The sequence below is a fragment of the Shewanella sp. 11B5 genome, from assembly GCF_002836795.1.
GTDB lineage: Bacteria > Pseudomonadota > Gammaproteobacteria > Enterobacterales > Shewanellaceae > Shewanella > Shewanella frigidimarina.
On sequence record NZ_PJAP01000378.1, the window covers coordinates 1 to 7,917 of the forward strand.

At 41.6% G+C, this 7,917-nt stretch carries 9 protein-coding genes; 1 reads left to right on the plus strand and 8 read right to left on the minus strand.

Features of this window, described 5'->3' with window-relative positions; translation table 11 throughout:
* Positions 1-116: 116 nt before the first annotated feature.
* The gene (locus CXF78_RS08585; RefSeq protein ID WP_180957088.1) at positions 117-1,325 is read left to right on the plus strand and encodes a GGDEF domain-containing protein; all 1,209 of its coding nucleotides are present in this window, start codon (positions 117-119) and stop codon (positions 1,323-1,325) included.
* Between the two features lie 76 nt (positions 1,326-1,401).
* Here CXF78_RS08585 and CXF78_RS08590 read toward each other — a convergent pair whose 3' ends face one another.
* The 8 genes from CXF78_RS08590 to CXF78_RS08625 form a co-directional block, all read right to left on the minus strand.
* Positions 1,402-2,079, minus strand: a complete 678-nt coding sequence (locus CXF78_RS08590) for a TIGR01621 family pseudouridine synthase (protein WP_102036525.1) — start codon at positions 2,077-2,079, stop codon at positions 1,402-1,404.
* A gap of 38 nt (positions 2,080-2,117) precedes the next feature.
* On the minus strand, positions 2,118-3,359 hold the full coding sequence (locus tag CXF78_RS08595) for a sensor histidine kinase (protein ID WP_102036529.1): 1,242 nt from the start codon (positions 3,357-3,359) through the stop codon (positions 2,118-2,120).
* A 67-nt stretch (positions 3,360-3,426) separates the two neighbouring features.
* Positions 3,427-4,104 (minus strand): response regulator transcription factor, encoded by a 678-nt coding sequence (locus CXF78_RS08600; RefSeq protein ID WP_041413271.1) that lies wholly within the window; start codon positions 4,102-4,104, stop codon positions 3,427-3,429.
* A gap of 13 nt (positions 4,105-4,117) precedes the next feature.
* Positions 4,118-4,594, minus strand: coding sequence for a hypothetical protein (locus tag CXF78_RS08605; protein WP_102036526.1), 477 nt, complete (start codon positions 4,592-4,594; stop codon positions 4,118-4,120).
* A 413-nt stretch (positions 4,595-5,007) separates the two neighbouring features.
* The gene (locus CXF78_RS08610; RefSeq protein ID WP_102036527.1) at positions 5,008-6,129 is read right to left on the minus strand and encodes an ABC transporter ATP-binding protein; all 1,122 of its coding nucleotides are present in this window, start codon (positions 6,127-6,129) and stop codon (positions 5,008-5,010) included.
* A complete protein-coding gene (modB, locus tag CXF78_RS08615) occupies positions 6,110-6,790 on the minus strand; it encodes a molybdate ABC transporter permease subunit (RefSeq protein ID WP_059745246.1) in 681 nt (226 codons plus the stop codon). Before modB ends, CXF78_RS08610 begins: the two co-directional genes overlap by 20 nt.
* Positions 6,790-7,641, minus strand: coding sequence for a molybdate ABC transporter substrate-binding protein (gene modA / locus CXF78_RS08620; RefSeq protein WP_102036528.1), 852 nt, complete (start codon positions 7,639-7,641; stop codon positions 6,790-6,792). The genes modB and modA overlap by 1 nt, the downstream gene beginning before the upstream one ends.
* Before the next feature lie 39 nt (positions 7,642-7,680).
* Positions 7,681-7,917: molybdenum cofactor biosynthesis protein MoaE (locus tag CXF78_RS08625; protein WP_180957089.1), on the minus strand; the 237-nt coding region annotated here is incomplete at its 5' end.

Sequence of the window (7,917 nt, forward strand, 5' to 3'; positions counted from 1 at the left end):
ACGATACAATTTGTTAACTAGGGCAATTTCTTAATTAGGACAATTAGCCTATTATTGTAGTTGCGATGTTGATATCACATTATGGAATAGTCTTTTTCACGATACTAATGAGTCATATGGAACATAACCAAAGTATTATTTTCGTTCAATTTTTTAGCTTAATAGCAGTAAGTTGCGCCATAGCTTGGACATTACTTGCCTGCCTATTACGCATTGCACCTAAAGCCAGTTGGTGTTTCGCCGCCACCAATATTTGTACACTTATCGGCATTATGCTTTATACCCAACGTACTGAAGCAATTAACTATTTATACTGGTTTGTGGCAGACATGACAATACTTGTGGGGTTTGCTCTGGTGCGTTGGGGCAGCCAACATTTATTTAAGCAGCCTTTATCTTACCGATTCGATCTTATTTTGCTGGCAACCACGGCATTATTAATGCTGTTGGTTCCACCATCCCTGACCTACGCTGTCTACTTAGTTATTGTAATGAGTATTACCGCAGCAACGTTCATCACCCTTAGTGGTATTGATAATTTTCGGGCGGTAAAAAAACACTTACCGCTGCATTATGCCGCGTTGATTAACGTACCTTTTTTCACCATAGGCTTACTGTTTATCATACGCGCAGTTGTTTTATTACTTTTCCCCGACGAACTTGCCAACATTTCAGCTGCAGACAAGCTTAACTCATCGTTAGTGATGTGGAGCTACATCATATTACTGCTACTCACAAATCTAGTATTGTTTGGTAATGCGCTAACTCGCTTAGTCTACAAGGTCGCTCGATTAGCCAACAAAGATCAACTAACTGGCTTATGGAATAGGCACTCTTTATTAAACAAGCTCGAAGAAGTTGATGCCCTATGGCTTCGAAATGGGTTGGCGTATAGTTTAATGGTACTCGACTTAGACCACTTCAAACGCATTAATGATACTTATGGTCATTTAGCGGGTGATATGGTGCTCAAAAATACTGCCGACATATTACAACAATCATTGAGGAAAATTGATTTCGTTTGTCGTTATGGTGGTGAGGAGTTTTTAATCATACTGCCATTAACCAATAAAAAAGAGGCTCAAATAGTGGCCGAAAAAGTACAACAAAAAATCAATGAAAATACTGTTTTATGGCAGAAGACCCATATTAATACCACTCTCAGCATTGGTTATGCTACCTGTAAAACTCACCTTAGTATTGAACAATTATTACAACTAGCTGACGACGCTATGTACCTTGCTAAAAGTAAAGGCCGCAATACAATTTGCTCAATGGATTCAATGGAAGAATCAAATGCTGCGATAATAACAGAGCAATCGTAACGGCTATCCAGTCAGCTCTTTCACATTGTGATTTTAGTCAATTAACCAATACCCTATTAGGGTAAGCGGGAGACAATTAGTCTTTACTCGGCCACAGCAAGTCATTCGGTGATTGCCATTGATTCATCATAAGTTGTTGGCATTCAGGTAATAAAAACTGCTTACCGAATTGAGGCTGTTGCTTAAAAGAATAATCCTGTTCTAAGTAGGTAAAATGCACACTATAAGCATGTAAATAACATCTATCGCTCAGCTCATCACCATATAGTTTATCACCTAAAATAGGCACGCCAATACTGGCTAAAGCCACTCTTAATTGATGGGTTTTACCGCTCAACGGTTTCAGTAAATACATCCGCATACCAGAGGCAATACTCTGACTAAAAAACTGTGTCACTGCAGGGTTTTCAGTGGTCCGCAATAACTTATACATACTGCGACGCGACTTAGCCATGTCGCCGATAATCCAGCCTTGTTTCTTTTTAGGTTTACCGCAAGCAATCGCCAAATAATATTTTTGTACTTTATGCTCAGTAAACATTTTGGTAAACACATTTGCAGTTTGAGCAGATTTCGCCACAATCAGCAACCCTGAAGTCGGTGTATCGAGTCGATGAACAGGATAAAGCTTGTAACCTAAATCAGCCTCAGCCTGTGCAATCACCCCAGCACTTCCATCTTGACTGTGAAAATGAACATTCACGGACTTGCTGATGACAATAAAGTCTGGTTGATCACTGAGCACTTGATACATAGATTATCCAACAACGATTAAATGGGAGGCTTGTGGGGTTATTTAAAGTGAATACTTACGAGTAAACCAGGGTTATTATCATGGAGTGAAATCGTCGCTTTGTGACGCGATAGAATAGCCTTTACCATTGATAATCCTAAACCAGTACCTTTGTAATGGCGGCTAGGGTCTAAGCGCACTAAGCGATCGAATACCCGCTCTTTATCTTCGTCAATAATACCCGGTCCATTATCACTAATTTGAATGTGTTTACCGTGTTGAATAATATTAATCGTGGCACCATTAGGTGAATACTTTATCGCGTTATCCACTAGATTAAACAAAGCTTGGAACAACAGATACTTATCACCATTCACGTGAACATCATCTTCTAGACTAATACTCAATACTTGGTCGTGACTCTCGGCAATCACCTCTGCCATTTCGAATAAATCTTGGCAGATTTGCTGTAAACTCACCGGCTGCAAATCAAGCATTTGCTGACCTTCTTCGATGCGCGTTAACGATAACATCGCATCAAAAGTCCCCAAACAGTGGTCTAACTCTTCAAGTAACTCAGCAGTGGCATCGGCAAGTTCAGCTGTAGGCTTTTGCGACAACAGCTCAATACCTATGCGTAAATGCGACAATGGCGTGCGTAAATCATGGGCAATGTTATCGGTCACACCGCGAACAGCACGTAAGTTTTGCTCTAAGGTGTCGAGCACTAAATTAAACTGCCGTGCCAACATATCAAATTCATCTTGGCTTTCACTGACTGGTAGACGGGTTTCATAGTGTCCGGCTTCAATTTGTTCACTCAAACGGTTATATTCGACCAGTCGTCTAAGGATGGCTTTTGAGAAAATATAGCCTAACGCTAACGTGAGTCCAAGCGTGAATGCCACGGCCCAAAATGCAGCATTAATAAATTTCTCTATTAAGGCCGCGAGTTGATCGGTACGCGTAGCAATTAATACTGGGCCATAACGGGTGATAACTAAGCCACCAGTTAATATATGCAGTTTATCTGGACCACCAGTAAAGATAGGGAAATCTTTCGTTTCAGGCAGCTGTGGCATATTTTCGGGTAAAAAAGTCAATGCGCCCACCATATCAACACTGTTGCGCCAGGCAATCAGTGCTGTTTTAGGATCGGCTGCACGAATTTGAGCCGCAAAGCTGCGACGGTTAACCGTTAATGCTAACTGTTGATAGCGCTGCATTTCTGCAGCTAGATGTTTATCTACTTGATTTTGTTGCTCAATCACTAACTGTCTATAGAGACTAAGCACCAACATAACAATGAGTATGGTTACTAGTGTCGAGAAGATCAGCGTGATCCGCCACGCACTACTTTGGTAAGGCTTAATGCCTTTTACAAAGGCGATATCCAGCCCCTCTAACGGTTTCAATTAACTCACCGTGACCAAGTTCTTCAAATTTGCGACGTAACTTGGCAATATGTACATCAATCACGTTGGTGCGAGGATCAAAATGGTAGTCCCACACTGCTTCAAATAATAATGTACGGCTAATCACTTGATTAGGATGTTCCATTAAGTATTTAAGCAATTGAAATTCTTTTGGTTGAAGCATTAACTCGCTATCGTCAAGGGTGACTTTACGAGTTAATAATTCCATTTTTAAACTGCCCACTTCAATTTCAGTGGCAGCGGGTTCAACCACGTTACGTTGCGCAAGTTTTTCAGCACGAACTAACAATTCAGCAAAGGCAAATGGCTTGGTCATGTAATCATCACCACCCGCACGTAAACCTTTTACACGCTCATCAACATGGCTTAATGCCGATAAAATTAGTACTGGTGTTTTATTACCACTGGTACGTAGAGCAGACAATAATGTTAAGCCGTCTAGCTTTGGTAACATGCGATCGAGGATCAGTAAATCATATTGGTTATGTTTAGCTAACGTGAGGCCTTCTTGGCCATCTGTCGCGCTATCAACTTGATATTTCTGAGCCGTAAATCCGTCGGCTACATACTTTAACGTAGTAGCATCATCTTCAACCAATAAAATACGCATAGTCATAGAGTCTTTAATCCCATTTGAGCAGAGGTAGTGGACGTAGAGTCTCAATATCGAAAGCAATAGTATTTCTACTATCTTGATTGAGTAATTTTAGTTCGAGATAACTAATCGATAAATCGTGGTCTAATTCCGCCTGTGTTAAATATCCTTGTTGATTTTTAATCGCGAGGGTCACTAGTTCTGAAAACTTCATGTGCTTAGCTTGCAGCTTTTTTGCCGCATTAACTTGGCCAATATCATCAGAGGCATAAGCAGATGATTTTTCGGTTAATAATGTACCGTCTAAGGCTCGGTATTCGTATTTATTGATTCGGTGTGTCTCTACATTTATCATAGAAATCTTATACACCAGCAAACCTTCTTCAACATCAACATCAAAGTCACAAATCGTGCCTTTGTCTTGTTGCTCTAATTGTTCCATGACCGTTATTGGCTTTAAAAAGTCGCCATTGATCAATAAAGAGTGCATAGATGGAGTGGCCATCACGGCACAAGGAAGAAAGCATATTGCTAGCAGCAACCGAACCATCACAAGCCTCTATATAATTGAAAATTCTATCACACGACTACTCTACCTAAGAGCAGCCAAAGTCCCAAGAAATCTAAGATTAATAATTGATCATAAATACCATTTTTCAGTGAGATGGGTTGTCGTTGTACAATGTTTTTTAGAAATATAGGTTCTGGTAAACCTATACAAATCAGCCCAAATGGGATGGTTTTATATCAAATGCGCTTTTTAGATCGTTAAATGGCCTTATTCAAACATCAATCCCCAGTTTATTATCCGAAAATGACATTCTGAGCGATAAAAAGAATTATTTAACCTCAACACGGTTAAGAAGCGGGATATGTAAGGCAAAAATACAATATTCGCCTATTTTATTTCAAACTTGGTTATCCGAGTTCAGACTGTGCACTTAAAATATGAATTTGATCTGACTTAAGCGCAATAGTCGTTTGCACTCCTGGCGATAAGGCTAACTTATGGACTAAATGTGTCGGCACATCTGCATTGATAATAGATCCAATGCCTACAACTGACGCTATCACTCGTGACGATTCACCCATCACCAACACAGACTCAATTAATACTTCTAATTTATTTAAGCTTTTACACAGACGACCGCTGCTAATGGCGTTAAAACGAATACCTTGGTTTGGAATAACCCAACGGATAGATTGGCCGACAGTTAATGCTGGTGCACTGTCGCTGACAATCAATTCATCACCCAGCGTAAACTGGGTCATATTACGTTCAATATCTTGCGATACGACTTGACCGTCAAAAATATTCCTCAAGCCCATTTGTCGTGCAACCGCTTCGTTATTGGGATGAGATAACACCTCAAATGGTTTGCCTTGTTGCAGCATTTGGCCCTGACTAATAAGTATCATCTTATCAGCCAATAGCAATGCCTCATGGATGTCATGCGTTACCATGACCACCGGGATAGACAATTGCTGTTTTAAGCGAGCTAACTCAATATACAAGCGTTCACGGGTTTCCCGGTCTACTGCAGAAAAGGGTTCATCTAACAGTAAGATAGCTGGCTCACGTGCAAGAGCACGGGCTAGCGCAACTCGTTGACGTTGTCCGCCAGACAATTGCGCGGGTAAACGATCAGGCAACCCATGTAAATTGACACGTTCTAGCCAATCTAATGCTCGTTGCTTTCGTAATTCTTTTGGCACATGATCAAGCCCAGAAATAACATTGTCGAGTGCTGTTAAATGTGGGAACAGACCAAAATGTTGTGGCATATAACCGATATGCCGCTGCTGGGGAGTTAACGAAATAGACTGCTTTGCATCAAACCATAATCTATCACCACAATGAATGTGGCCCCGTTGAGGTAAACTCAAACCGGCAATCATTCTCAGCAAAGTCGTTTTACCGCCACCAGAAGGGCCAACCACGGCTAGCACTTCACCAGCCCGACAACTGAAATGAGCTTCCAATGGAATAGGCAATGTTTGTGAAATATCACATATAAGGTCAGCGTTGTGTGGCACCACGATGCCCTCCTAAACGCTTCGACATACTTGTAGTGAGTGCTAACGCACTTACCGCAAACAACAATAATACCAAAGACATCATTCCGGCAGAATCAAAATCGAATGCTTGCACACTATCATAAATCGCTATTGAGATAGTTTTGGTTTCGCCGGCAATATTACCGCCCAGCATCAACACCACACCAAATTCGCCCAGCACATGGGAAAAACACAGTACAACGGCCGTTAAAACGCCAGGCCATATCATAGGCAATTCTATTCGAAAAAATATCCGTAATCGACTCATGCCACAGCAAGCCGCGGCATCACGAATGTCGATCGGAATCGTTTCAAAAGCACGTTGAATAGGCTGAACCGCAAAGGGAATATTGACGATAATGGAAGCGATTACCAATCCTGAGAAATGAAACACCAATTGTTGTCCGGTTAATTGCTCAACCCATTGACCAATCATGCTCTGATTACCTAACCCCACTAGCAGGTAATAACCAATGACGGTTGGCGGTAACACTAACGGCACCATGATCAAAGCCTCAAGCCATGATTTACCTTTAAATTGGCGATATGCCAACGCCCGCCCGACAATAATGGCCAACGGAATTAACAATACTACGGTAAAACAACTCAGTTTGACCGACAGCCACAGAGCTTGCCAATCCATTAATCAGCCTTCTTTACAGCAGGTTTTGGTAAATTAAACCCAAATTGACTTAATACTTCCTGTGCATCTGCTGATTGCATGTATTGATAGAATCGCTCAGCAGTTTCAGATGCATTAGGCATTAATGCCATCCGTTGATTAAGCGGTTGATATAGCGAATCAGGGATAACCACATAATTACCACGCTTGGTAAATTCAGGAGATAGCACCAATGATAACGGCACAATACCACCTTGAGTCGATCCACTAATGGTAAATTGGGCAGCTTGTGAAGCATTTTCGCCTAAAATCAGTTTAGATAGCAGTGCGTCCCACAAACCTTTTGCTTTAAGGACTTCACGCGCACGTTCGCCATAGGGAGCATGATCAGGATTTGCGATTGCAAAACGAGACACCTTTCCATCGGCGATTAATTGCGCTAATCCAACTAACTCAGGATCTAAAATTAACGGTGACTTCTTAGGTGCAGCAAGAGCAAGTCGACCGATGGCATAAATAACACCGTCATTTTGGGTAAAACCTGCTTGATGCAGCCGCTCAATATATTCTTCATCAGCACTGAGCATCATCTCAAACGGTGCGCCATGCTGAATTTGGGTCACAAAATTACCTGAAGAACCATAACTGATCCGCAGAGCTAAACCCGTTTGCTGCTGAAAACGTATCGCTATCTCATCTACCGCAAATTTAATGTTAGCAGCCGCAGCAATGGCCGGAGCATCACTCGCGACACTTGCAGAACTAAACCCTACGGAACTAACAATGGCAAAGAATAATGCGATAGCAGCAGCACGGAATCGAGGCCTAAATGAGTCTGCAAGCTGAGTAATGTTGACGTAAATGAAAGACATTGAGGGTTTATCCTTGCTATGTACGAGTCATGGAGACGATTACTTTTGCCACATTTTGGCTGCTTGCTGATCGCTATCACGCGCTTCAACCCACTTAGCGCCAGTATCGCCAGCTTCAAGCTTCCAAAAAGGCGCTTTCGTTTTTAAAAAATCGATTAAAAACTCACATGCCGCGAAAGCTGCTTTACGATGAGCGCTAGTCACACCAATAAACACAATTTGTTCACCAAGCGACAACCTACCAACTCGATGAATAATCGTCACTTTATTTAAAGG

Bases quoted from the DNA above. Each gene is read 5' to 3' on its own strand.
- modA (WP_102036528.1), bottom strand. From the start codon at position 7,641: ATGTCTTTCATTTACGTCAACATTACTCAGCTTGCAGACTCATTTAGG.
- CXF78_RS08585 (WP_180957088.1), top strand. From the start codon at position 117: ATGGAACATAACCAAAGTATTATTTTCGTTCAATTTTTTAGCTTAATA.
- CXF78_RS08600 (WP_041413271.1), bottom strand. From the start codon at position 4,104: ATGCGTATTTTATTGGTTGAAGATGATGCTACTACGTTAAAGTATGTA.
- modB (WP_059745246.1), bottom strand. From the start codon at position 6,790: ATGGATTGGCAAGCTCTGTGGCTGTCGGTCAAACTGAGTTGTTTTACC.
- CXF78_RS08595 (WP_102036529.1), bottom strand. From the start codon at position 3,359: ATGTTGGTGCTTAGTCTCTATAGACAGTTAGTGATTGAGCAACAAAAT.
- CXF78_RS08590 (WP_102036525.1), bottom strand. From the start codon at position 2,079: ATGTATCAAGTGCTCAGTGATCAACCAGACTTTATTGTCATCAGCAAG.
- CXF78_RS08605 (WP_102036526.1), bottom strand. From the start codon at position 4,594: ATGGCCACTCCATCTATGCACTCTTTATTGATCAATGGCGACTTTTTA.